The organism is Achromobacter sp. GW823-FHT04E03, assembly GCF_058796095.1.
On record NZ_JBXAIJ010000003.1, the window covers coordinates 39332 to 60998 of the forward strand.

Sequence of the window (21667 nt, forward strand, 5' to 3'; positions counted from 1 at the left end):
CTGACGGCGGATTGCCGCTGACGCCAGGATATCGGCAGTCGCTGCGGGCAACAAGCTCACGCCCCTGCGATGCCGCCGCGGCCGGATCAGTTCTGGCCTGCGGCCTGGTCTTCGTCGTCGTCCCCGGTGTAGCCCTCGTCCGCAGTGCCGAGCAGGAGCCGGGCGTCGGCTTCGGGCAGCGCCTCGACGGCTTTCAGGTTCTTGAGCATGGCGCGGGTGCGCACTTCCGTCTGGCCGATCTTGTTGCTGGCGGTGTCCAGCGTCTTCTTGACGCTGGCCAGGGATTCGCCGAACTTGCCGAACTCCGTCTTGACCGCGCGCAGCACCTGCCAGACCTCGGACGAACGCTGTTCGATCGCCAGCGTGCGAAACCCCATCTGCAGGCTGTTCAACAATGCCGCCAGGTTGCTGGGGCCCGCCACGTTGACGCGCAGGTCATGCAGCTTATCGAGCAGGCCCGGGCGGCGCAGCACCTCCGCGTACAGGCTCTCGGTAGGCAGGAACATGATGGCGAAGTCGGTGGTGTGCGGCGGCGCCACGTACTTGCCGGCGATCAGGCGCGCCTGCAGTTCCACCGCGCGGCCCAGCGCGGCGCCGGCGTTCTTCACGCCTTCGGTGTCGGCGGCTTCCTGCGCGTCCATGAGGCGCTCGTACTCTTCCTTGGGAAACTTGGCGTCGATCGGCAGCCAGACGGGTTCGCCGCCATCGCCGCGCCCCGGCAGGCGGATGGCGAACTCCACCACGGCATCGCTGCCCGGCACGGGCTTGATGTTGCTGGCGTATTGGTCCGGCGTCATGTTGTCCTCGATCAGCCTGGCCAGTTGCACCTCGCCCCAGGTGCCGCGCGACTTGACGTTGGTCAGCACCCGCTTCAGGTCGCCCACGCCCGCCGCCAGGGCCTGCATTTCGCCCAGGCCCTTGTGCACGGCCTCCAGGCGGTCCGACACCAGCTTGAAGGACTCGCCCAGGCGCTGCTCCAGCGTGGCGTGGAGCTTTTCGTCCACGGTGCGGCGCATTTCGTCGAGCTTGGCGCTGTTGTCGGTTTGCAACGATTGCAGCCGCTGGTCGACCGTGGCGCGCACTTCCATCAGGCGCCGCTCGTTGATCTGGATGAGGCCCTGCAACTGCTCGGAGAAACCCGCCGCAAATCGCGCCAGCGATTCCGCCGACTCCGCGCGCGCGGCCTGGGCGTCACGCGACAACCCGGCGCGCAAATCGCCATGCGACTGCGACAGCTCCACCCTCAGGACGCGGGTGGAGTCCGCGAATTCGCTGCGCAGGCCGCGCTGCCCTTCCGCGATGTCGGCGCGCAGCGCGCGCTCGGTGCGTTCCAGGCTTTCCAGCAGCGCGTCGAGCCGGGCATCCTGCGCGGGCGGGCGCAGCCATGCCAGCAAGGCCGCCAAAAAGGCCAGAACGGCGCCGCCCGCGGCGATCCAAAGCAGATGTATGTCGTTCAAAAGATGCGTCTCCAAAGCCGGGATTGTAGGACTCCGGCCACGCCTTCCCTGGTAAATCCGGCCGAGATTCGGCATCTGGCGGACTCATGCTCCAGCCCAAGGATTAAACTCGGGAGCATCCAAACAGGCTTGATCTCCCCTTGAACCCCGCAGATCCTTCTCTCTGTACGCCCGCGGCGTCTTTCCAGTCCATCTTCGGGCCGCTGGACCTGGACGCCGCCACGCCGGTCGCCTCCGGCCATGACCGGCACATCTTCCAGCACCCCAACATGCCGTCCTTGCTCGTCAAGGTCATGGACATGCGCGCCCGCGCGATTTATCTGGAGGCCCGCCCGTTCAAGCGCTGGTACAAGCAATACCAGCGCGAAAGCGCGTACCGCGTCTACCTGACCGAAATCTACGAATACGTCACCACCACCACCCGCCCCTCGGGCGTATGGCAAGTGCCCATGGCGCGCATACTCGGCGTGGCCCAAACCACGCTGGGCTTGGGCCTGGTCGTCGAGAAAATCCGCGACGCCGACGGCAACATCGCCCCCACCGTGACGGACCTGGCCAGGCAGGGCAAGCTCGACGACGCCCTCAGCGCGCAGCTGGACGAATTCTTCCAGGATCTGGCCGATGCCCACGTGGTTCTGCACGATGTCTCCGCCAGCAACATCGCCTGTGGACTGAATGCCGACGGCAAGCAGGGCTTGTACCTGATCGACGGCTTCGGCGGCCTGCCGCTGATCCCGATCTATGCCTGGAGCAAGCGCCTGAACAGCCGGCGCATCCACCGCAAGTACGTGCGCATGCGCGCGGCCCTGGCCGAACGCATTGCCACCGGCGGGTTCTGACGCGCCCTGCGCAGACGCGGCCGGGGTGCGGGCCGGTCGGTTACGCCTGCGGCGCCTCTGGCAACACCACGCCCTGGCGGTCCACCCATACGTAGTCGTGGCCGGCGCGCTGTCCGCGGCGCAAGGGATTGCGCGTGCAAAAGGCCGCGTAAGCAGGGTCCACAAAACGGTAGTGCAGGTGTTCGTCCCGGCCCAGCGGAATGCCCAGGCGCGTGGTGCAGATCAGGGCTTCGGGCGACTCCCCCACATCCTCCACATACAGCGCCTGCGGGTCGAAACCGCGTGCGTCCCAGTCCGGCACTTTCAGGCCCAGCGCCCGGCACAGCAGGGTCTGGCCGGCGCACAGGCCGGAGACCGGTCGCGGCCGCCCTTGTGCATCGGGGTTCAACTCCAGCATGCGGGCCAGCGCTTGCGGTCCGGACAGCGCGTCCGTCCAGGGATAGGCGGATTTGATCAGCACGGCATTGCCCGGCCCTCCCGCGCTGAAATTCAGCGAATCCCCGCCGCGGGCGTAATACATGTAGACCGTACCGCCATCCATGAACAACGCGCGCCGCTTATGGGTGTACCCCAGCGACGCATGGCTGCCCTTCTCTTCCAGGTAATAGGCTTCGGTCTCGATGATGCGGGCCGACAGCCACAGGTCGCCCACGCGGTGGCGGATGACCTTGCCCGGCAGCTCGCGCGCCAGCTGGGCGGCGTCGCGGTCGAAGAAGGCGTCAGGCAAGGCCCGGCCGGGCGCGCCCGGCGCCGGGCCGGCCTGGGCCGGCGCCTCAGGCGAAACGTTCGCCGTAGCGCTTTTCGCTGAAGCCAACGCTCACCTCGCCATCGGGCGTGACCGTGACCGGGCGGCGCACCAATGCCGGATACTCGGCGATCAACTGGGTCCACTGCGCATCGGTGTGCGCCGTCTTGCGCTCTTCGGGCAGGTTGCGCCAGGTCATGGACGTGCGGTTGACCAGTTTTTCCCAGCCGCCGACCTGGTCCGCCCAGGCTTTCAGCGTGGCGGCCGGCACCGGGTTGTCGCGGTAGTCCACGAACGCGTGGGCGACGCCATGCGCCGTCAGCCAGTCGCGCGCCTTGACGCAGGTGCTGCACTTGGTCAGGCCATACAGGGTGGTTTGCTTCATTTGGGTTCGGACTCCTTGCGCCATTGCATGCGGTTGGCCAGGATCACGCAAGTGCCGACCGCCAGGATGAAGAGGGTCGCCAGCGCGTTGATCTCGGGTTTCAGGCCCAGGCGCACGCGCGAGAAAACTTCCATGGGCAACGTGCTGGAGCTGGGGCCGGACAGGAACGAGGCCAGCACCACGTCGTCCAGCGACAGGGTGAAGGACAGCAGCCAGGCCGAGGCCAGCGCCGGCGCGATCAGCGGCAGCGTGATCTTGAAGAACACGGTCATGGGCGTGGCGCCCAGGTCCAGCGCGGCTTCTTCCAGCGAACGGTCCAGGTCGCGGATGCGGGTCTGGATGACCACCGCGACAAAGGCCATGCACAGGGTCACGTGGCCGACCCAGATCGTGAAGATGCCGTTTTCGGCGGGCCAGCCCAGGCTGCCGCGCAGCTCCACGAACATCAGCAGTAGCGAGATGCCCAGCACCACTTCGGGGATGACCAGCGGCGCGCTGAGCATGCCCACGTACAGCGCGAAGCCGCGGAAGCGCCCCATGCGCCCCAGCACGTAGCCGGCCCAGGTGCCGATGATGACGGCGGCGGTGGCAGTCATGGCGGCAATGCGGAACGACAGCCAGGCCGCGCGCAGCAGCGCGTCGTCGTTGAACAGCGAGTGATACCAGCGGAACGAGAAACCGGTCCAGGACGTGACGGTGGGCGACTCGTTGAACGAGAACACCATCAGGCTGATGATGGGCACGTACAGGAAAAAGTACCCCAGTCCCAGCACGACAGCGCGCAAAGTCTTGTTGGGCCCGTTCATTTGCGGCCTCCGTTCGCCTGTTCCTGCTGCTTGACCTGGTTGTACTGGAAGTACACCAGCGGCACCAGCAGCAACAGCACCATCACGCAGGTCACGGCCGAAGCCATGGGCCAGTCGGCGTTGTTGAAGAACTCATTCCACATCACGCGGCCCATCATGAGCGTGTTGGCGCCGCCCAGCATTTCGGGGATCACGTACTCGCCCACCGCCGGGATGAACACCAGCATGGCGCCGGCAATCACGCCCTGGCGCGACAGCGGCACCGTGATCTGCCAGAACGCCTGCCAGGGCTTGGCGCCCAGATCGTAGGCGGCTTCCAGCAGGCGCAGGTCCATCTTCACCAGCGTGGCGTACAGCGGCAGGATGAAGAATGGCAGGTAGGCGTAAACCATGCCGATGTAGACGGCGATGTCGGTGCGGTAGATTTCCAGCGGACTGGAAATGATGCCCAGGCCCTGCAGCAGGTTGTTGAGCAGCCCGTCGTTGCGCAGGATGCCGACCCAGGCGTACACGCGCAGGAGCAGCGAAGTCCAGAACGGCAGGATCACACCCAAAAGCAGCAGGTTGCGCACCGCCGGCGACGAACGCGCGATGTAATAGGCGATGGGATAGCCGATCAGCACGCAGAAGAGCGTGGTGATGGCGGCGATCTTCACCGAATTCAGATACGTGGCGAAGTACAGGCTGTCCGTGAACAGCAGGATGTAGCCGCGCAGGTGCAGGCTGAACTGCACCGCCTCGTCCTTGAATTCCGCCAGGGACGTATAGGGCGGAATGCCGAACTTCAGCTCGGCGAAACTGATCTTCAGGACCAGCAGGAACGGCACCAGCAGGAACAGCACCAGCCAGGCGAACGGCGGCACCACCGCCAGCGCCCGGCCCGACGGCAACCAGTCGCGGGGCGAAAAGCGGATCATGACGCCAGCACCGTGGCGCTGTCGGCGTCCCAGCTGACGAAGATCTCTTCATCGATGCCGGGCGCGTCCATCTGGGCCAGCAACTGGCTGGGCACGCTGGCCTCGACCGTCTTGCCGGAATCCAGGCGGATCTGATAGAGCGCGTAGCTGCCCATCCAGGCCATGTGGCTGACCATGCCATGGGCCCAGTTGTATTCGGCTTCGGGCTGCTCGCGCGACACCACCAACCGTTCAGGGCGGATGGAGACGTGCACTTCCATGCCCAGCGGCTCGCTCACGCCGTGGTTGACGAAGAGCGGACGGGTCAGCTCGCCGCACTCGATGGCGACGTGGTCCGGTTCATCGACCACGATGGTGCCGGTGAACATGTTGGTCGACCCGATGAAGCTGGCGACGAAGCGGGAATTCGGAAAGGCGTAGACGTCCTGCGGCGTGCCGCATTGGACGATCTGGCCTTCGGTCATGACGGCCAGGCGGTGGGCCATGGTCATGGCTTCTTCCTGGTCGTGCGTGACCATGATGCAGGTCACGCCGACCTGCTCCAGGATCTTCACGAGTTCGATCTGGGTCTTCTGGCGGATCTGCTTGTCCAAGGCGGACATGGGCTCGTCCAGCAGCAGCAGCTTGGGCCGCTTGACCAGGCTGCGCGCCAGCGCCACGCGCTGCTGCTGGCCGCCCGACAGCTGGTTGGGCTTGCGGCGCGAATAACCGGCCATCTGGACCAGGTCCAGGGCTTCGAACACGCGGTCATGGATCTCGGCCCGGTCCACGCCTTCCTGCTTCAGGCCGAAGGCCACGTTGGCCTCGACCGTCATGTGCGGGAACAATGCGTAGGACTGGAACATCATGTTCACGGGCCGGCGGTACGGCGGCACGTGCGTGATGTCTTCGCCGTCCAGGAATATCTGGCCCGAGGTGGCTTCCTCGAAGCCCGCCAGCATGCGCAGCAAGGTGGACTTGCCGCTGCCCGAACTGCCGAGCAGGGCGAAGATCTCGTTGCGCTTGACCGAGAGATTGACGGAACGGACGGCGACCACATCGCCGAAGATCTTTACGACATCGGAAATCCGGACGAACTCGTCCGGATCGGCCGAATGCTGCGCCGAGTAACGGCTATCGCTCATGATGACTTATCTTCCAGACTTCAGCTCGGACCACATCCGGTTTTGCAGGCGTTGGATGTTCAAGGGCAGCGCCTTGATCACATACAGGGTCTTGGAGACGTCCGCCGGCGGGTAGATCATGGGGTTGTCGGCCACGTCCTTGACCACGAACTGCCGCGCCTCTTTGTTGGCGTTGGGATAGAACATGGTGTTGGTGATGGCCGCATGCACCTTGGGCGTTTCGATGTAGTTGATGAAGGCCAGCGCCTCTTCGGGATGCGGAGCATCCTTGGGGATGACCATCAGGTCGAACCACGCGGGCGCGCCGCCCTTCGGAATGAAGTAGTTCACTTCATAGGACTTCTTGGCGTCCTGGGCGCGCTTGCGAGCGATCATCACGTCGCCGGAAAAGCCGTAGACCATGCACAGGTCTCCCACGGCCAGCTCGTCGATATAGCCCGACGAGCTGAACTGGCGGATGTACGGGCGGATCTTCATCAACACGTCCAGCGCGGCCTTGTAATCGTCGGCGTTGGTGCTGTTGGGATCCTTGCCCAGGTACTTCAGCACGGCCGGGAACACCTGGGCGGCTTCGTCCAGCATGGAGATGCCGCACTCTTTCAGCTTGGCGGCGTTCTCGGGCTTGAAGATCATGTCCCAGTTAGCCAGGTCCACGCCGTCGCCCATGATCTGCTTGACCTTGGTGACGTTGTAGCCCAGGCCATTGGTGCCGTAGCCCCAGGGAATGGCGTATTCGTTGCCGGGATCGACGGTGGCGACCAGCGCCATGATTTCGGGATCCAGGTACTTCCAGTTCGGGATCTTGGACTTGTCCAGCTTCTGGAACAGGCCGGCTTCGATCTGGCGCGAGGCGTAATGCGTGGACGGGACAACGACGTCATAACCCGACTTGCCGGCCAACAACTTGGCCTGCAGGGTGTCGTTGCTGTCGTAGACGTCATAGCGGACCTTGATGCCGGTTTCCTTTTCAAAACCGGGAATTGTGTCCGGAGCCGTGTATTCGGCCCAGTTGTAGACGTTGACGACCTTGTTCTGCGCCACCGCCGCCGACGAGGCCGCCATGACCAGCATCGCCCCAAGCGCCAAGCGCATACCCGCCCGTAGTTTCATCACCAGCCCCCTTGCGTTATGCCGTATGTGACAGGAGTACCAAAAGGCGAAATGATAAAGCTTTTTAGCGAGGACCTGCCCAACTTTGCCGGGTGATTGGCGCGATTTGGGCCAGATGGAGGCATTTGGCCGCCCCCGCCGGGATCAGGGCTGGATCCCCACGCCCCAGGCCGTCCAGTAGCTGTCGCGCAGGCGCAGCCAGAAGCGCTCGCCCTCTTCCCCGGCGACCTTGCGCAGCGAACGGCGCAGGCGTTCCAGGTTGGCCTCGCGCTGGCGGTCGGACAGGGAACCTTGCGTGCCTCGGTCGAAATCGATCAGCCAGATGCGACCGTCGCTGCCCACCAGGATGTTGAAGGCATTGAGGTCTGCATGCCAGACGCCCGCCCGGTGCATGCGCACGATGGCCTCGGCCGCCGCCTGCCAGACCGGCTCGGCCAGCATGTGGGCCAGCGGCCGCACGCCGGGAATGCGCTCGACCACGATGGCGGCGCGGTAGATCGGGCCTTGCCGCCAATAGGCGGCGGCCAGCGGCGCAGGCACCGCCAGGCCCTGGGCGCGCATGGCGGCCAGCAGGCGGTATTCGCGAAAGCTGCGGGTGCGGGCCTCGCCGTTCCAGAGATAGGCGTCGCGGCTGATGCGCGCGATCATCCCGCCGCGGCGGTAGCGGCGCAGCACGCCCTGCCAGCCCGCCCCCTGCACGAACCAGGCGGCCTGGCGTCCGCCGGCATCCACCGGCCGCGCCCGATCGCCATAGTGCGCCGGGTTGAACAGGTCCGGGCCGGCTTCTGTCAGGCGCGAGGGATCGCTCAGCATGGCTCCGCCCAGGGGGCCGGACCAGGCCTGGCGCCGTTCGCCGGATCGGGAATCGCCTTCAGCCTTCACGATTGCGCATCCAGTCGGCTACGCCGTAGAAGGACTGCAGCAGGCGTTCGACCAGGGCCGGTTCGATCCCCTGGTCTTCCATGGCCCGGCCAATGCAGGTCACCCACTGGTCGCGCTCGACCTCACCGATCGAGAACGGCAGGTGGCGGGCGCGCAGCCGGGGATGGCCGAAGCGTTCTATATAGTGGTCCGGGCCGCCAAAGTAACCGCAAAGAAACCAGAACAGCTTGTCGCGCGCCTGGTCCAGGCTGGGACCATGGGCCGCCCGCAGCTCCTTCAGGTCGGGCTCCATGTCCATTAGGTCATAGAAGCGGTCCACCAGGGCGCGCACGCCCGGCTCGCCGCCAAGTAGGTCAAAAATGCTGCTGGAGTTTTCCACGGGTTCGGTAATCGTATGGACGCGCGTCGGCATCAGGTTTCTCGTAGGGTGACCAGGGGCGGCGTGCGCAACACGCCGCGCAGGGCCAGGGCGCCGCCGGCCCAGGCGCCCAACATGCCCGCGGCGATGCCCGCCAGCCACGGCCAAAGGCTAAGAGTAATAGTGAAATCAAAGACCTGCGTTGACAAAGCCCAAGCGATTGCGGTGGCGCCGGCCGCTGCCAGCAGACCAGCCAGGCCACCCACGGCCCACAGCTCGATGCGCTGGGAGCGCGCCAGCTGGCTACGGGTGGCGCCCAGAGCGCGCAGCACGGCGGCTTCGCGCATGCGCTCGTCGCGCGTGGCCGTCAGCGCCGCGGACAGCACCAGCACGCCGGCGGCCAGCGTGAACAGGAACAACAGTTGAACGGCCTTCCCCACTTCGTTCAGTACTGATTGCAGCTGTTGCAGGATGGCGCCTACGTCGAACACCGTCAGGTTCGGGAACTCGCGCACCAGCGCGGGCAGGACCGAGGCCTTTTCGGGCGGCAGGTAGAAGGACGTGATCCAGCTCTGGGGCATGTCGGCCAACGCGGCGGGCGTCAGGATGGCGAAAAAATTGACGCGCATCGTATCCCAATCGACCCGTCGGGTGCTGGTGACTGCCGCCTCGACCTGCTGCCCCGCCACATCGAAGGTCATCTTGTCGCCCAGCGCCAGGCCCAGGCTCTTGGCCAGGCCTGACTCCAGCGACACCTCGGACGCGCCCGGCTCCAGCCAGCGGCCCTGCTCGATACGGTTGGAAGACGGCAATTCGTCGCCATAGGACAGGTTGAACTCGCGGTCCACCAGCCGCTTGGCGCGAGGCTCCTCGTAGTCGTCCGGCCCCACGGGCTTGCCGTTGATGGCGATCAGCCGCCCGCGCACCATCGGCGCCAGCGTGATGCGGCCCAAGCCTTCGCGGGTGAGCGCGTCGGTCACGGCCTGGCGCTGGTCCGGCTGCACATTGATGAGGAAACGGTTGGGTGCGTCCGGCGGCAAGGTCCGCTGCCAGCCCTGGATCAGGTCGGTGCGCGTCATGGTCAGCAACAACAGCGCCATCAGGCCCACCGCCAAAGCGCACACCTGGGTGATGGTGGCGGCGCGCCGGCGCACTACGCCAGCCAGCGCGAAACGCAGCGCCGGCAGGCCGGCGGCCAGCCGGCGCACGCGCGCCAGGCCCAGGATGCAGAGCCAGGCCACCAGCGCGAACACGGCGAAGGCTCCCAAGAAGCCGCCCGCCACCACGCCGCCCAGCTTGGCGTCGCCGGCAAACCACCAGATCAGCAGCGCGAAGCCCGCGGCCCCCAGGACATAGCCCAGGGCGCTGCGCGCGCTGAGCGCGTCGGCGTCGCGGCGCAGCACCCGGGCCGGCGGCACGTGGCGCAGCTGGGCCAGCGCCGGCAAGGCAAAACCCAGCAACAGCAAAAGGCCGGTCAACAGCCCCTGCAAGGCCGGGATGGCCGAGGGCGCAGGCAAGCTGGTATCGATCAGCGAACCCAGCAGCATGACCAGCACCTGATGCACCGCATAACCCAGCAGGCAGCCCGCGGCCGACGAGAACAGGCCGACCAGGGTGAACTCCAGCGTCAGCATGCGCGACACTTGCGACTGCACCGCCCCCAGGCAGCGCATGACCGCGATGCCGTCGCGGTGGCGCGTCATGTAGCGGCCGGCGGCCAGGGCCACGGCCACGGCCGATATCAGCACTGCCAGCAGCGCGACCAGCGACAGGAAGCGCTGCGCCCGGTCCAGCGTGCGGCGCACTTCGGGCCGGCCGGACTCCAGGGTGGCAACCTTCTGGCCGCGCTTCAGATTCTGCTTGAGCCACGTCGAGTAGCCCGCCACGGCGTCGGGCTGGCCCGCAACCAGCATGGCATAGCCGATGCGGCTGCCCGGCGCGATCAGGCCGGTGGCGGGCAGATCGCTGGCGCGCAGCAGCACCCGCGGCGCCACGTTGACGAATTGCATGCCGCGGTCCGGCTCATAGGTAATGACGCGGTCCACCCGCAGGTGGGCGTCACCCACGTTCAGCGTGTCGCCCACCTTCAGGTTCAGCAGGGACAGCAATTGGGCGTCCACCCAGACCGCCCCTTCAGGCGGAATATCGCGAGTCGGGGCATCGGGTTCGAACGGTGCGCCCGCCACGCGCAGGGCGCCGCGCAGCGGATAGCCCGGCTCCACCGCCTTCAGCGCAGCCAGTTGGGCGCCGTCTCCGGCTCCGACCATGGAGGGAAACTGCCAGGTGCTGGAGACGGCCAAACCGCGTTCGCGGGCCTGATCCATGAAGACCGCTGGCACCGGCTCGTCGGCGTCCAGCACCAGGTCGGCGCCCAGCATCTGCCCGGCGTCGCGCTCCAGCGCCCGGCCGACCCGGTCCGCCAGGAAGCCGACGCTGGTCACCGCGGCAACCGCCACGACCAGCGCCAGCACCAGCAGCCGCAGTTCCCCGGCGCGGGCGTCGCGCATCATCATCCTGGCGCCCTGGCGCAAGGTGGACCAAAAACCTGGGCGCCTGGCCCGTGACGTATCAGGGAAATCCATCATTCCACAATGTTAACCAACGGCCTAGATCGGGGCCGAATCCCGATATCATCCCGGGGCGGGAGGCTAAGCCACCCATAAAGATACTCAAAACCTGGAGAAGACGATGCGTAAATCCTGGCTTGCCGCCACGATACTGGCCGCCTGCACGGCCGCAACCGCCCTGCCCGCCGTGGCGCAGAACACCCTGAAGATGGCCTACGCGCTGTCCACGTCCTCGCACTATGGCGCCGGCGCCGACGCGCTGGCCAAGTCCATCGAAGCCTCCACGGGCGGGAAGTACAAGGTACAGCAATTCGCCAACAGCGCGCTGGGCGGCGAACGCGAAGTGATCGAAGGCCTGCAGATCGGCACCATCGACCTGGCCATCGTGTCCACCGGCGCCACGCTGAACTTCGTTCCCGAAACCGGCGTGTTCGACATCCCCTTCCTGCTGCGCGACCTGCCGCACGCCCGCAACGTGCTCGACAGCAAGATCGGACAAGATATGCTGGCAAAGTTCCCCAGCCGCGGCATCATCGCCCTGGCCTGGGGCGAACAGGGCTTCCGCCACCTGACCAACAACGTCCGCCCGGTCAAGACGCCGGCCGACGCCAAGGGCCTGAAGATCCGCACCACGGAAAACCCGATCCACATTACGGCCTTCCGCCAGATCGGCATCCTGCCGACGCCCATGGCCTGGCCTGAAGTCGCCACCGCCCTGCAGCAAGGCACCATCGATGGCCAGGAGAACCCGCTGTCGGTGATCACCTCGGCCAAGCTGTCGCAGATGCAGAAATACCTGTCCTTGACCGGCCACGTCTACGGCCCGGCCCTGGTGCTGATGTCGGCCAACGTGTACGAGGGCCTGTCGGCCGCGGACAAGGCCAACTTCGACAAGGCTGGCAAGGAATCCGCCCAGGCCATGCGCGCCTACGTGGACAACATCGAGAAGACGGGCGTCGAACAACTGAAGAAGGAAGGCATGCAGGTGACCGAAGTGGACCGCGCCGCCTTCGCCGCCGCCGTCGAGCCTGCCTACCCCGAGTACTACAAGAAGTTCGACAAGAAGCTGATCGACGCGATCCGCGACACCAAGTAAGCAGGGGTCGCCCCGATCCGGGGCGCATCCCCTTGGCGGCGGGATCCCGGTCCCGCCGCTTTTGTTCCCATCCTTTGCGTACAACGCCAACGGGATTCATCATGCGTTTGCTCTGCGCCTTCGACCGCGGCCTGTTCAAACTGGTCTCGGTCCTTGCCCAACTGCTGCTGGTGGCCGCCGCGGCCGCCGCCTTCTACCAAGTCATCGCGCGCTTCGTGCTGCACTCCCCGGCCGACTGGAGCGAGGTGCTGACCCGCGCCCTCCTGATCTGGACCGTGCTGCTGGGCGTGGCCCTGGCCTTTCGCCACGGCGCCATGATCAGCGTGGAACTGCTGCGCAACCTGCTGGGCGGCACGCGCCGCCGCGTGCTCGAAGCCGTGATCGGCCTGATCTGCGCCGGATTCCTCGGCTTTCTGGCCTGGATTGGCGGCAACATGACCTACCGCGTGCGCTTCCAGACCGTGCCGAGCCTGGACATTTCGATTTCCTGGATCTATCTGGCCATCCCCGTGGGCGCCACCCTGGCCGCCATCGCCGTGCTGGCCCGCTGGTGCGCCGGCGAAGAAGACGACGTGCCTGTGCGCAACGACGCGCAAGGCTGAGCCGCCCCCCACAGAACATAAGCAGCAGATATCGCCATGTCCCAATTAATGATTGTCTCGATGCTGATTTTCTTCGGGCTGTCCGTGCCGGTCGCCGTGTCGATCGGCCTGGCCAGCCTGGCGGGAGTCGGCGCCGCCGGCCTACCCTGGGTGGTGGTGGCCCAGCAACTCTTCGCCGCGCTGGACAAGTACCCGCTGGTCGCCATCCCCTTCTTCATCCTGGCCGGCAACCTGATGGAAGCCGGCGGCATCTCCGAACGCATGGTGGAGTTCGCCAAGAGCGTGGTGGGCGGCATCCAGGGCGGCCTGGCCTGCACCTGCGTGCTGACCTGCATGATCTTCGCCGCCGTGGCTGGCTCCAGCGTGGCCACCACCTTCGCGGTGGGCGCGATCCTGATTCCCGCCATGATCCGGCACGGCTACCCGGCGCCCTTCGCGGCGTCATTGCAGGCCAGCGCGGCGGAACTGGGCGTGATCATCCCGCCTTCGATCCCGATGATCCTGTTCGCGGTGTCCACCGACACCTCGACCGGCGAACTGTTCATCGCCGGCGTCATGCCGGGCATCCTGATCGGCGTGGCGCTGATGCTCTACGTCTGGCTCTACGCCAAGCGCAACAACCTGGGCAAGCGCGACGGCGAAGGCCGCCTGCCGCTGTGGCCTGCGTTCAAGAACGCCTGGCTGGCGCTGATGATGCCGGTCATCATCCTGGGCGGCATCTACGGCGGCATCTTCACGCCAACCGAAGCCTCGGTCGTGGCAGTGATGTACGCCGTGGTGGTGGGCAAGTTCATCTACCGCCGCCTGAGCTTCAAGCAGCTGTCCGCCACGCTGCACAAGTCGGTGGTGTCGACGGCGGTGATCATGTTCGTGATCGCCAATGCCGGCATCTTCAGCTTCCTGCTCAACCGCGCGGGCATCCCGGACGCGCTGGGCGTGTGGCTGGCGCAGATCTTCGACACCAAGTTCACCTTCCTGATGGGCGTGAACGCGGCGCTGTTCGTGATCGGCATGTTCATCGAAACCTCGGCATCCATCGTGGTGCTGGCGCCCTTGCTGCTGCCGGTGGCGCTGAAATTCGGCGTGGAGCCGGTGCACTTCGGGATCATCATGGTGGTGAACCTGGCGCTGGGGATGATTACGCCGCCGTTCGGCGTGAATCTTTTCGCGGCTTGCGCAGTGGCCAAGTTGCCGTTGGAGAGGTTGATCAAGCCGTTGATTCCGTTTGTGGGGGTGGTGATTGTTTGCCTGATGGTCATTACTTATTGGCCGGGGTTGTCGCTGGGGTTGCGGGATCTGGTCTACGCTAAGTAGGTCTGTTTGCAGGTTCTGTTGTAGTGGCGGGCGTCAGGGCTTCTTCGTAGGCCGCTCGCCGGCGCGGGCGCCTCGGCGGCGAGCGCCCACGCTTGCGGTCCGGAGCGTTCGCTCCGGACTGCCCCTTCGTCATCTTCGTCCGGGCCTGCGGCCCTCCCTTCAGATTCCCTCGGGCGCATCGAGGTTGCTCGCCGCCAAGGCGCCCGCGCCGGCGAGCTACCGAATTCTTGGCCTGTTGCGCTGCTAGACCTGTGGTTGGTGGCGAGTCTTGCGTTGCCCGCTGCTTGCGGCCGCGCGGGCGGCCGCAAGCAGCATACGCATTGGTGGTCGTCGTTGCTATCTGCGCTTGCGCAAATGCGGGGAGCTGCTTGCTAGTGGCTTCGGCAGTTGGGGGGATGTGGGCGGTGATGGGTGGCGCGCGGCCGGCAGCCGCTTGCGCATCAAGATCCGTTCGCGCGCGCCACCCATCCAGCGGCGGAGTTGAAATGACGATGTTGGTTGGCTTTCTCTTGGCCCTATGCAGACTAGCCACCCATAGCGCTACGCCCCATCTCGACACGGATCCCCTCACATTCCGCATCACGGAAGCGCCAAATCTCTACCGACGGGTACCTGCCAGAAGGAGGAGCTTACGGGATAGGAGAATTTCTCGCGACGCGTGCTGGCTACCGCCTCCCTGGCACTCGCGGCGCGCGCCCAGAACGCCATGGCCGCATGGCTCCTACTCGAGCTTGGCAGTCATGCCTGTCATCTACAACAAGAACTTTTGGGTAAGCGCGGAGGCGCCCGTAGTCGGCCGCCCGCCGAGCACCGCAACCATCACCACTGTGCTCTACAACAGCGGCTACAGTTTCCCGCGTCCGACCGGCTTCCAAATACTGCTGTGCGACGGCACCGGCACCATATGCCACGACGTGACCCGCTCGGCCCGGGCGCGGTCAGCTTCATAGACAAGGGCGCCAAGGCCAACACGCCCGTCCGCTTCTACGCGCGCGTCGGCGGCAACGGCACGATGCCGGCCCCCGTGGCGGCTACTAGCCTCGCCAACGTGACGGTGGACTACGACGGCTGATCCAGCAATCGGCGAGCGGCCAGCGAGTCTCACGCCGGCTCGCCATTAACGATAAATCCGCAATTACGCTGCCTTTTTTTTCGCCCGCGATGCAAACCAGCCACTGGCCTCAAGGTAGTCTTCGGATTGCGAGTTCGTATGGTCAAAGAGCTTGGCAAGAATTTGATCCGCAGGAGTACCCTTTGCCTTCTCGGAGTCGTATATCGCCTTGCGCTGCGCGTCAATCACGGCAGCCTCCTTGGAAAAATTCTCCTTGAAGGCTTCGTCGATGATGCGCCCGGAAGAGAGCTTATTCAGCGGCTCCCCCCCCCTTCCCGGGGCAAGCTGATCGCGTATGTCGTAGCAGATCGTGCTGGGTATATTGGCCATGTCATACGCGAGCTGTTCAGCGTATTTCGGGTCGGAAGCGGCGGAATTCAACAACTTCTCCTGACTCGCCGTGCGGCCCAGCGTCGCGGCCCCCTCCTGGCTCGAGCGCTTGCGAGCCGCATCGGAAATGCCCGCTTGTGTGGTCGAGGAATTGAATCCCTGAAGGACTTTCTGAAACCCCGCCACGTCCACCGACATCGAATTCGTCGTAGTCGAGCCCAGCTTCGAAAAGCCCACTCGATCTGCGCTTTGGAACGAAATGACGCTAAAGCCAGACTGAATATTCATTCACATCTCCAATCAATACAGGAAGTGCCGAGCCTTGGAGCATTTTTTGCTCAATGCTCTTGGCACCTACGTCCCGGAAAGCTACGTTGATAGAACTGGGTCTTAACTTATCGCCTGATACTAGGTTGAAGGATCGCGAGCTTTTAGTCCAAAAAGCGAGCAAAAAACGGGACTTTTCTGACTTTTTCCATCCAGCGCACATGCGTTCTCAACGCGATCAGCCAGAAATCCGACCTTTACGTCAGCGAAGGGAAGTTCTACCCGAAGCTGCTCACCATAATGACGATGAGAACTGAAGAATTCATGCCGGCAGGTCGGCCTCGTGGTCGTGAGCGCCGTTCCGCTATCGACGACGCCAGTCAAGACCGGCACAGGAGGAAAGTTGCTCGACGCGACGGTCATTGGCACCACGGAACACCTGATGACCGCAGCTCGGCTGGAACTCGCCCGCGGCCGATTCATTTCCCACCGGGATGGATTGAACACCGTGGTGGTGGTCGGAGGGAATCTGGCTACGCAACTCGTCGGTGGCGCCACAGAGCTGGCGCTGGGCGATGAGATCCGCATGGACAACTACCGCTATACGGTCGTGGGAGTCCTGCGTAGTGCGCCACGCAACCCACTACTGCCGTTCGATCTCGACAACGCCCTGATTCTGCCGATCAAGGCGGATCGCCGCGCGAACTCGCCGAACGACGGCGCGAGATCGGGCTGCGCATGGCCATCGGCGCCGACCAGAGGGGCATCATGACAATGATCGTCACTGAGACGGTCAGCCTCTCGTTCGTGGGAGGCGGAGCAGGCACCCTGCTCGGCATGTCCGCCTCCGTACTCTACGCGTGGTTCACAGGCTGGGAGCCGACGCTATCGGCTCTGGCGGCACTACTCGGGTTCGGCATGTCGCTTTTGACCGGATTGTTCTTCGGTATCTACCCCGCCTTTGTAACCTCGAAGTTGAGTCCGATTGAAGCGCTCAGATCCGACTGAAACCCGCTCATCCACGGCGCGGTTGGCGCCCTAAGAACCGATCTTCGACCAGGTCACGCGGCGCGCACTACATCCCACGTCACGGCATGACACCGTAACTGCCGCCCGCCCACCCCGACAACCACAGGCGCCTCCACCTTGCACTGCTCCCGCGCCATCGAACACCGAGGATGAAACGTACACCCCGACGGCGGCAAGATGGGATTAGGCACCTCACCCCCCATCGGCCCCCGATCCCGCCGCGGATCATCCAGGTCCGGAATCGTATCCAGCAGCATCCGCGTATACGGATGCTGTGGCGAGTCGAACAGCTGATCCGCAGGCGCCTGCTCCACGATGCGCCCCAGATACATCACCGCCACGCTGTCCGACACGTGCCGCACCACCGACAGGTTGTGGCTGATGAACACATAAGTCAGCCCGAACTCCTTCTGCAGATCCCCCATCAGGTTCAGGATCTGCGCCTGCACCGACACATCCAACGCCGAGGTCGGTTCATCGCACACCAGGAATTCCGCCTCCGTCGCCAGCGCCCGCGCGATCGAAATCCGCTGGCGCTGGCCGCCCGAAAACTCGTGCGGAAAGCGGCCGGCGTCGCTGGCGGACAGGCCAACCAGTTCCAGCAGCTCGTCCACCCTCCGTCGCGTTTCCGCCGGCGTGGCTCGCAAGCCCAGCGTCGTGATCGGTTCGGCCACGATATTGCCCACCCGCCAGCGCGGATTCAGGCTGGCGTAGGGGTCCTGGAAGATCATCTGCGGATGCAGCACGCCGCCCTTGCGGTTGCGCCCGTAGCGCAGCGTTCCGCGCGTCGGCGCCACCAGCCCAACCAGCAGCTTCGCCAGCGTGGACTTGCCGCAGCCCGATTCGCCCACAATGCTCAAAGTTGTACCGCGCGGCACGGATAGCGACACCCCGTCCACCGCCTTCAAGGTCTGCTCGGGCTGACGCGACAACGTGCGTTCCAGCCAGGGCGGCGACACGTCGAACCAACAGGCCAGGTCATCGGCCCGCAACAACACATCATCGTTAAGCGGCATGGGCGACTCCTCCTTGATGCAGCCAGCAGGCGCTGACGGTGGCGCCGGCCGGAGATGCGGCCAGCGGCGGGCGCTGCTGGCCGCAACGCGGCCCCGCCGTCGAGCAACGCGGGTGGAAAGCACAGCCGTCGGGCATGGCGTGCAGGCGCGGCATGGCGCCGTCGATCTGGTTCAGCCGGGCAGCGCGCTGGCGCAGGCCGGGAATCGCATTCATCAGGCCCTGCGTGTACGGATGGCCCGGGCGGCGCAGCACGTCCAGCACCGGTCCGATCTCGACGATGCGCCCCGCATACATCACCGCCACGCGGTCCGCGGTCTCGGCGATCACGCCCATGTCGTGCGTCACCAATAGCACCGAAGTGCCCTGCTCGCGACACAAGCGCCGCAACAGCGCCGTGATCTGCGCCTGCACCGACACGTCCAGCGCCGTGGTGGGCTCGTCGGCGATGATGAGCGCCGGCCGCGCCGCCAGGGCCAGCGCAATCACCACGCGCTGGCGCATGCCGCCGGAGAACTGATGCGGATAGTGATCGATGCGCTTGTCCGCCGCCGGGATGCCCACGGCCAGCAGCAGCTCCAGCGCCCGCTGGCGCGCGGCCTGGGCGCTCACCTTGTCATGGTGGCGGATCGTCTCGACCAACTGGTCGCCCACCGTGAACAGAGGATGCAGGCTGGTCAGCGGATCCTGGAAGATCGCGCCGATTTCCTTGCCGCGCAAACGCTGGCGCGCCTTGGGCGGCAGGTTGTCGATGCGCCTGCCCGCCAGGTGGATCTCGCCGCCACCCAGCCGCCCGGGCGGCTCCAGCAGGCCGATCACCGCCATGCCGGTCAGCGACTTGCCGGCGCCGGATTCGCCGACCATGCCCAGGATCTCGCCCGGCTGGATGTCGAAACTGATGTCGCGTGTGGCAACCAGGACGCCGTGGCGCGTCGGGAACTCGACCGACAGGCCGCGCACCGACAGGGTCGGCGCGGTGTTGGCCGCGGCCGGCGGCTGCGTGGAGTTGGGAACGAGGGCCATCATGACGGACTCCTTGCGGGACGCGGATAGCTGGAGGAAAAAATCTGCTCGGCCGGCGGATGCCCCCAGGTGCGGTCAGGGTAGCGGGCCACCAGCCCGTCGAACTGCGTCTGCGCCTGCTCTTGCGCCAGGCGCGCATCGAAGCCGGGGATCCGCCCGTCCACCATGACGAAGCGGCCGTCGATCACGACCTGCGATACGTCGCGCCCGCTGCCGCTCACCATCAGCGTCTGGATGGGATCGATCAGCTGGCCGTTGCGGTCGTGCGAAAAATCGAACACCACGATGTCGGCCTTGGCGCCCACGGCCAGCCGGCCCAGGTCCGGACGGCCCAGGGCGTCAGCCCCGCCCACGGTGGCGGCGTCGTAGTAGTCCTCGGAGCGGACCGCCTCGGTCGAGCCGTCGGCCACCCGGCACAGCATCATGCCCACCTGCATGTTCAGGACCATGTCGGGCGGCCAGGTGTCCGTGCCCATGCCGATGTTCACGCCCAGCTTGCGGTAGCGCGCGAACGATTCCAGCGTGGCGCCATGTCGCCCCGACACCAGCGGGCAATGCACGATGCTGGCGCCGGCGTCGCGGATGATCTCCAGGTCGCGCCCGGGCCGCTCGATATGGCGCGAACCCGACACATAAGTGCCATGCGGCAGCAAAGCGCGCTCGGACAGGAAGTCCAGGCTTTGCAGCCATTCCGGCGGGCTCATGCCATGCTGCTCCAGCACCAGGTCGTACTCCAGGCGTGACTGGCAGCAATGCAGCCGGATCGGGATATTCCGCTCGCGCGCCGCCGCAGCCGATGCGCGCAACAGCGCAGGCGTGCAGGTTTCGATGCGGTCGGGCGACAGCATGGCGCGCACGCGGCCGTTGTGACGGCCTTCGATTTCGTCGCAGAAGGCCAGGGCCGCCTCCAGTCCCGCCAAGCCGCGCGCCTCGTCGTAATGACAGCGGATCGTGCCGCCGGCGTCCACATATGTATGGCCGCTGCGATAGGCCGGTCCCAGGTAGACGCGCAGGCCCAGCTCGCCGGCGGCATTGGCCGCAGACAGGAATTCATCGCGGGTCTCGCCCCACACGCGGTAGAACAGCGACGCGATCGGCAGCGCCGTCGTGATGCCGTTGCGTATCAGCTGGGCAAACGCGTAGCGCTTCTGGAATGCGAGTTCGGCCGCCGTGTACATCTCGTACGGCCCCCGCTTCATGTAGGTCTCGGGCCAGATGCGGCCCTTCTTCCAGGCGGGCGAGTTGTCGAAGCCCAGGATGGTCGTGTCCAGGTCGGACAGCGCATCCAGGTCCACGAAACCCGGGCCGATCAGCGCCCGGCCATAGTCGCGACGCTGCGCGACCTGCCCCGGGTAGCGGTGGCCGACGTAGACGATGCGGTCGCCCTCGAACACCACCTCGCCGTTCTCGTACAGGCAATGGCGGCCGTTCTCGTGGCCCACCACCCAGCGGGCGGTCAGCAGGATGGGGCCTTGCGGCGCGCTCATCACGGCGCCTCCGCCAGCGCCCGGCCGTTGCGCGCGACCACGCGCCCGCCCTTGACGACCAGCTTGCGTTGCGGGCGCGATACGATCGCTTCGGCCACCGTCTCGGCGTCCACCAGCACGAAGTCGGCGTGGCAGCCTGGCGCCAAACCGTAGTCGGACAGGCCCATGACCTGCGCATTGCCGTAGGTCGCCACGTGCAGCGCCAGATCCAGCTCGTCGTCGCGACGGAAGTTGTTGCGCAGGCCCACCAGCATGGTCCGTTCCAGCATGTCGGGCTTGCCGTAGGGACCCCAGGTATCGCGCATGCCGTCGTTGCCCGTGCAGACCGTGACGCCGGCCGCGTGCAGCTTCGCCACATTGGGCACCGGCCGCGAGGCCGAGCCCGTGGTCATGATGTGCACACCGGCCTTCAGCAAACCTTCCGTCAGGGCCTGCACCGCCTGCGTGTCGGGCATGCCCAGACAGAAGGAATGCGACAGCGTGACCTTGCCCTGCATGCCCAGCGCCAGCACCCGGTCTATGGTCATCTGCATCGAGAACGCGCCGAGTTCGCCCGCTTCGTGCAGATGGATGTCGATGGGCTTTCCATGCCTCTGTGCAAGCCCGAAGATGGCGTCCAGATGGCCCTTGGGATCGCGGTCCATGCCGGCCGGGTCCAGCCCGCCCACCACTTCCGCGCCCATGCGCAAGGCCTCGTCCATCAGTTCCAGCGTGCCCGGGCGGATCAGCAGCCCGCTCTGCGGGAAAGCGACGATCTCCACGTCGATCTGGTCACGGTACTGTTCGCGCGCGCGCATCACGCCTTCGATCGCGCCCAGTCCAATGTCCGTGTCCACGTCCACATGGCTGCGGATATGGCTGGTGCCGTCGCCGATCGACATCACCAGCTGGCGCGCCGACTGCCGGTACGGATCGATGCCCAGGCGCTTCTTCTCGGCGCGCTCGTTCTCGATCTTGTCGATCAGGCGCGGGCCGACCTCGTTGCGGTACCAGGGCATGCCGTACATGGTCTTGTCCAGGTGCGCGTGGGCGTCGATCAGGCCCGGCAGCATCAGCGCGCCGCCCCCATCCACCACCGGCACGCCGGCGGGCGCCGGCCCGCCCAGCGCCTGGATGCGGCCGTCGCGCACCAGCACCGAGGTCATCTCGCCGCCGGCCGGGCGGACTTGGGTATACAGCGTTGCGTTTTCCATGGTTCTACTCT

At 65.8% G+C, this 21667-nt stretch carries 22 protein-coding genes; 7 read left to right on the top strand and 15 right to left on the bottom strand.

The features are described 5' to 3' along the window. Window positions 1-86: 86 nt before the first annotated feature. A complete protein-coding gene (locus AC1RHV_RS19740) occupies window positions 87-1457 on the bottom strand; it encodes a DNA recombination protein RmuC (protein WP_492301805.1) in 1371 nt (456 codons plus the stop codon). A 140-nt stretch (window positions 1458-1597) separates the two neighbouring features. On the opposite strand from AC1RHV_RS19740, the gene AC1RHV_RS19745 reads away from it, so the two are divergent. Continuing rightward, entirely contained in the window at window positions 1598-2296 is a 699-nt protein-coding gene (locus AC1RHV_RS19745) for a PhoP regulatory network YrbL family protein (protein WP_119450497.1), read from the top strand. Window positions 2297-2336: 40 nt separating this feature from the next. Here the strand turns inward: AC1RHV_RS19745 and AC1RHV_RS19750 are convergent, their stop codons facing one another. The 9 genes from AC1RHV_RS19750 to AC1RHV_RS19790 form a co-directional block, all read right to left on the bottom strand. Then, on the bottom strand, window positions 2337-3023 hold the full coding sequence (locus AC1RHV_RS19750) for a DNA-3-methyladenine glycosylase (protein WP_244300643.1): 687 nt from the start codon (window positions 3021-3023) through the stop codon (window positions 2337-2339). A gap of 46 nt (window positions 3024-3069) precedes the next feature. Further along, window positions 3070-3426, bottom strand: coding sequence for an arsenate reductase (locus AC1RHV_RS19755; RefSeq protein WP_054451162.1), 357 nt, complete (start codon window positions 3424-3426; stop codon window positions 3070-3072). Continuing rightward, window positions 3423-4232, bottom strand: a complete 810-nt coding sequence (locus AC1RHV_RS19760) for an ABC transporter permease subunit (protein ID WP_042792726.1) — start codon at window positions 4230-4232, stop codon at window positions 3423-3425. The genes AC1RHV_RS19755 and AC1RHV_RS19760 overlap by 4 nt, the downstream gene beginning before the upstream one ends. Then, window positions 4229-5149: an ABC transporter permease subunit gene (locus AC1RHV_RS19765; protein ID WP_054451161.1), complete on the bottom strand. Its 921-nt coding sequence runs from the start codon at window positions 5147-5149 to the stop codon at window positions 4229-4231. The genes AC1RHV_RS19760 and AC1RHV_RS19765 overlap by 4 nt, the downstream gene beginning before the upstream one ends. Beyond that, entirely contained in the window at window positions 5146-6273 is a 1128-nt protein-coding gene (locus tag AC1RHV_RS19770; RefSeq protein ID WP_054451160.1) for an ABC transporter ATP-binding protein, read from the bottom strand. Before AC1RHV_RS19770 ends, AC1RHV_RS19765 begins: the two co-directional genes overlap by 4 nt. A 6-nt stretch (window positions 6274-6279) precedes the next feature. Beyond that, the gene (locus tag AC1RHV_RS19775) at window positions 6280-7383 is read right to left on the bottom strand and encodes a polyamine ABC transporter substrate-binding protein (RefSeq protein WP_119450499.1); all 1104 of its coding nucleotides are present in this window, start codon (window positions 7381-7383) and stop codon (window positions 6280-6282) included. Between the two features lie 144 nt (window positions 7384-7527). Then, window positions 7528-8265: a 3-deoxy-D-manno-octulosonic acid kinase gene (locus tag AC1RHV_RS19780; RefSeq protein WP_054451158.1), complete on the bottom strand. Its 738-nt coding sequence runs from the start codon at window positions 8263-8265 to the stop codon at window positions 7528-7530. Further along, on the bottom strand, window positions 8255-8677 hold the full coding sequence (locus AC1RHV_RS19785; RefSeq protein WP_054451157.1) for a group II truncated hemoglobin: 423 nt from the start codon (window positions 8675-8677) through the stop codon (window positions 8255-8257). The genes AC1RHV_RS19780 and AC1RHV_RS19785 overlap by 11 nt, the downstream gene beginning before the upstream one ends. Beyond that, window positions 8677-11208: an ABC transporter permease gene (locus AC1RHV_RS19790; protein WP_175162651.1), complete on the bottom strand. Its 2532-nt coding sequence runs from the start codon at window positions 11206-11208 to the stop codon at window positions 8677-8679. The genes AC1RHV_RS19785 and AC1RHV_RS19790 overlap by 1 nt, the downstream gene beginning before the upstream one ends. 103 nt (window positions 11209-11311) lie before the next feature. Between AC1RHV_RS19790 and AC1RHV_RS19795 the strand changes: the two genes are divergently transcribed. The 4 genes from AC1RHV_RS19795 to AC1RHV_RS19810 all read left to right on the top strand — a co-directional run bounded on the left by AC1RHV_RS19795 (window position 11312) and on the right by AC1RHV_RS19810 (window position 15274). Continuing rightward, the gene (locus AC1RHV_RS19795) at window positions 11312-12286 is read left to right on the top strand and encodes a TRAP transporter substrate-binding protein (RefSeq protein ID WP_054451155.1); all 975 of its coding nucleotides are present in this window, start codon (window positions 11312-11314) and stop codon (window positions 12284-12286) included. Between the two features lie 101 nt (window positions 12287-12387). Further along, window positions 12388-12888, top strand: coding sequence for a TRAP transporter small permease (locus tag AC1RHV_RS19800; RefSeq protein WP_054451154.1), 501 nt, complete (start codon window positions 12388-12390; stop codon window positions 12886-12888). Window positions 12889-12924: 36 nt separating this feature from the next. Next, on the top strand, window positions 12925-14202 hold the full coding sequence (locus tag AC1RHV_RS19805) for a TRAP transporter large permease (protein ID WP_054451153.1): 1278 nt from the start codon (window positions 12925-12927) through the stop codon (window positions 14200-14202). 904 nt (window positions 14203-15106) lie between these two features. Then, window positions 15107-15274 (top strand): hypothetical protein, encoded by a 168-nt coding sequence (locus tag AC1RHV_RS19810; RefSeq protein WP_492301810.1) that lies wholly within the window; start codon window positions 15107-15109, stop codon window positions 15272-15274. 63 nt (window positions 15275-15337) lie between these two features. Here the strand turns inward: AC1RHV_RS19810 and AC1RHV_RS19815 are convergent, their stop codons facing one another. Further along, a complete protein-coding gene (locus AC1RHV_RS19815) occupies window positions 15338-15931 on the bottom strand; it encodes a hypothetical protein (protein WP_492301812.1) in 594 nt (197 codons plus the stop codon). Window positions 15932-16253: 322 nt separating this feature from the next. Here AC1RHV_RS19815 and AC1RHV_RS19820 point away from each other — a divergent pair, with 322 nt between their 5' ends. Then, window positions 16254-16682 carry an ABC transporter permease gene (locus AC1RHV_RS19820; protein WP_492301813.1) on the top strand — a complete coding sequence of 143 codons (429 nt, stop codon included), beginning with the start codon at window positions 16254-16256 and terminating at the stop codon, window positions 16680-16682. After that, entirely contained in the window at window positions 16649-16918 is a 270-nt protein-coding gene (locus AC1RHV_RS19825; protein WP_492301815.1) for an ABC transporter permease, read from the top strand. The genes AC1RHV_RS19820 and AC1RHV_RS19825 overlap by 34 nt, the downstream gene beginning before the upstream one ends. A gap of 53 nt (window positions 16919-16971) precedes the next feature. Here the strand turns inward: AC1RHV_RS19825 and AC1RHV_RS19830 are convergent, their stop codons facing one another. The 4 genes from AC1RHV_RS19830 to AC1RHV_RS19845 are packed head-to-tail and all read right to left on the bottom strand — an operon-like array spanning window position 16972 to window position 21656. Then, complete coding sequence (locus AC1RHV_RS19830; RefSeq protein ID WP_492301817.1) at window positions 16972-17955, bottom strand: ABC transporter ATP-binding protein; 984 nt, start codon at window positions 17953-17955, stop codon at window positions 16972-16974. Continuing rightward, window positions 17945-18979, bottom strand: coding sequence for an ABC transporter ATP-binding protein (locus AC1RHV_RS19835; protein ID WP_492301818.1), 1035 nt, complete (start codon window positions 18977-18979; stop codon window positions 17945-17947). The genes AC1RHV_RS19830 and AC1RHV_RS19835 overlap by 11 nt, the downstream gene beginning before the upstream one ends. After that, window positions 18976-20463, bottom strand: coding sequence for an amidohydrolase family protein (locus AC1RHV_RS19840; protein ID WP_054451144.1), 1488 nt, complete (start codon window positions 20461-20463; stop codon window positions 18976-18978). Before AC1RHV_RS19840 ends, AC1RHV_RS19835 begins: the two co-directional genes overlap by 4 nt. Then, a complete protein-coding gene (locus AC1RHV_RS19845; protein WP_054451143.1) occupies window positions 20463-21656 on the bottom strand; it encodes an amidohydrolase family protein in 1194 nt (397 codons plus the stop codon). Before AC1RHV_RS19845 ends, AC1RHV_RS19840 begins: the two co-directional genes overlap by 1 nt. Between the last annotated feature and the right edge of the window lie 11 nt (window positions 21657-21667).